A 2,345-nucleotide genomic window follows, 5' to 3' on the forward strand; every position below is an offset into this window, starting at 1 on the left:
GGGTAAAGGGTGGGCTGTTCACAGGTGTTCGGCGGCACCATGGGAGACTCCCCGTATGACGACGCGCCCGCGCTCCGCCACGCTCACCGCCCTTGCCTGGTTGGCCGCCCTGTCCCTCTCCGGGTGCGGGGGCGATGACGCGGGGCCACGCTCCGCCGCCCCTACCTCCGCGACTCCCACCCCTGCCCCCGCGGCCGTGGAACAGGCCGCCCGGGCTACGTGCATGGACCTCCTACGCGCTCAGGAGCGGAACAGCGCGGGCCGCCCAGGCCAGTTCGCATTGCTGGACGTCAAGTTCCAGGGGCCATTCCTAGAGGGATACGCGCCAGGCCACCCTCCCGTGACCGTCTACAACGCCACAGCGGACTACAGCACCCAGCCGACTGGAAGTAGAGACGCGCAGAGCATGGCCCCCCAGTCCTACACCCGCACGTGCACCTACACGCCCGCCCATGGAGACTCCCGGGCCAAGGCCGAGTGGGGGCCGAACCGTCACCGCTGACCCGCCGCAGACCCGGCAACGGCCAGCCCCCATACTCATCGCATGTGGCTACTGATTCTTAGCATCCTCCTCATCGTGGGCGGCCTCGTGCTCGGTGTGCTCGGCCTAAGAGCGGCCCCGCCGGTCTACTTCGAGGACAACGGGGATGGCACCGCGACATTTCACAACGAGATGGAGCCGGGCCAGGGCGCGGACATTCAGCGCAAGGCCCAGCGTCTGACAAGTTGGGGCCTCATCCTGAGTTCCTCGGGCGGTGTCCTAAGCGTCCTCCCGTCGCTGTTCGGAGTTTCCTAGGTCCACGGCTATCAGCCCCAGGACGACGGCGGCCCCGCCGCCCGGTGAGGGGCAACGGGGCCGCAGGTGGCCGGTAGGTCGGTCAGGCGGTGGTGTCGGGGTCCACGGTGGTGGACCCGGCGGCCTGGACGGCCAAGGCAGCGGCCACAGCACCGTTCAGGCCTCCGGCCCCCGGGATGCCCTGGGCCTCTGCCTCGGCATCGTCCAGGGTCACGGCGAGGCCGGCCAGCGTGGGGGCCTCGGCCAGGGCGGCGGCCATGTCCGTGTCCTCGGTGATCGCGGCGTAGCGGGCCAGGGTGGCGCGCTCCAGGCGGTCCCCCAGCGCGGGGGTGGCGGCCGGGTCCCCGCCGTTCACGGCCAGGTAGGTGGGTGCCCACTCACGGACCGCCTGGAGGGTTGGGACGTCGGCGGTGGCCACGATCTGGTCCAGGGTAGCCCCCGCGCCCAGGCGCATCTCCACGCGCCGCCAGACGTCGGCGGTGGAGCCGGTGGGGCCAGGGACCTTGGCCAAGGCCATGGCGTTCAGGCGGGCCGCCCGTTCGTAGTCGTCACGGATCGGGCGGAGGGCCTGGGCGTAGGCCGCACGGGCGGCGGCCTCGCGGTCCTGGCGCTGGCGGGTCAGGGCCTCCGGGGTGAGGTCCGGGTCCTGGTAGGTGCGGGCCGTCTGCACGGCCGCGTAGTAGGCGTGACGGACTGCGGTCAGGTTGGCGGTGATGGTCTGTGTGGTTGTCATGCCGGCGGGTCCTTTCGAGTAGGGGTGAGGAGCAGGGACGGGGCCGCGCGGGGGTGCCCGTTCACTGGGGCTCGGCGCAGTCACCGGGCGTCCTCGGCAGCGAGAGCGGCGTAGACGTGATCCAGGCGGCGAACCACGGCGGAGACGTTGCGGGTGGCGGCCAAGGCGTCCAGGTCCTCCATGTGCGGGTCCGCCTGGTCCAGGAGGGCGTGCGCGGCATCCAGGACGTCGGCCACGACAGCCAGAGCCTCCGGAGTGAGGGCAGCGGATACGGATGGGTCCATGGGCTCCACTGGCCAGCCGGCGAGGCGGGCCAGGTGCGCGAGAGATAGCCGCGGGCCAGACGGGGTGATCTTCCCGGCCGGAGTGAGGGCCTGGAGGACACTGGCGGCCATGCGGCCCGTGAGCGGGTCCATGACGGCCACGCGGCCGACGTCTTGCAAGCGGGGCGTCCGGGTGCCCGCCTCCAGGTACTTGAGCCAGCGGAGGGAGACCCCCATCCGGTCCGCGGCCTGGGCCTGGGTAAGACCCGCGCCGCGGCGGAGTGCGCGCATTTCACGCCCGAACGGTGCCGCGTCAAGGGCACTGGTCAGGGGCACAGAGGCGGGCTGGCGGCTCATGCGCGGTCCTCCCAGTCGGCCTCGGCGAGGTTCAGGCGGGCGGCCAGGACAGCGAAGAACGGGGCTGCGGTGCGGAGGGTCCCCGCAGGGATGCGGCGGTGGTGTCTGGTGGCGGTGGTGACCATGGTCAGTTCCTAGGTGCTGGGCCTCCAGGCGTAGAGGCGGATGGATCGGGGCCACGGGGTGCGTGGTAGGT

Annotated in this window: 5 protein-coding genes; 2 read left to right on the forward strand and 3 right to left on the reverse strand. The window is 71.9% G+C overall.

What is annotated here, in order from left to right:
- The first annotated feature begins 340 nt into the window (after window positions 1-340).
- Window positions 341-502, forward strand: a complete 162-nt coding sequence (locus tag J1M38_RS11255) for a hypothetical protein (protein ID WP_166795279.1) — start codon at window positions 341-343, stop codon at window positions 500-502.
- 42 nt (window positions 503-544) lie between these two features.
- Window positions 545-796, forward strand: a complete 252-nt coding sequence (locus tag J1M38_RS11260) for a hypothetical protein (protein WP_069941076.1) — start codon at window positions 545-547, stop codon at window positions 794-796.
- Between the two features lie 82 nt (window positions 797-878).
- On the opposite strand, the gene J1M38_RS11265 is transcribed toward J1M38_RS11260, so the two are convergent.
- From J1M38_RS11265 to J1M38_RS12195, 3 genes are all read right to left on the reverse strand, one after another.
- The gene (locus tag J1M38_RS11265; RefSeq protein ID WP_069941077.1) at window positions 879-1,529 is read right to left on the reverse strand and encodes a hypothetical protein; all 651 of its coding nucleotides are present in this window, start codon (window positions 1,527-1,529) and stop codon (window positions 879-881) included.
- An 80-nt stretch (window positions 1,530-1,609) separates the two neighbouring features.
- Window positions 1,610-2,149: a helix-turn-helix transcriptional regulator gene (locus J1M38_RS11270; RefSeq protein WP_069941078.1), complete on the reverse strand. Its 540-nt coding sequence runs from the start codon at window positions 2,147-2,149 to the stop codon at window positions 1,610-1,612.
- Complete coding sequence (locus J1M38_RS12195) at window positions 2,146-2,274, reverse strand: hypothetical protein (RefSeq protein WP_274608428.1); 129 nt, start codon at window positions 2,272-2,274, stop codon at window positions 2,146-2,148. The genes J1M38_RS11270 and J1M38_RS12195 overlap by 4 nt, the downstream gene beginning before the upstream one ends.
- Window positions 2,275-2,345: the final 71 nt, after the last annotated feature.

This window comes from Micrococcus sp. KRD070 (genome assembly GCF_017168435.1).
GTDB classification, from domain to species: Bacteria; Actinomycetota; Actinomycetes; order Actinomycetales; family Micrococcaceae; genus Micrococcus; species Micrococcus luteus.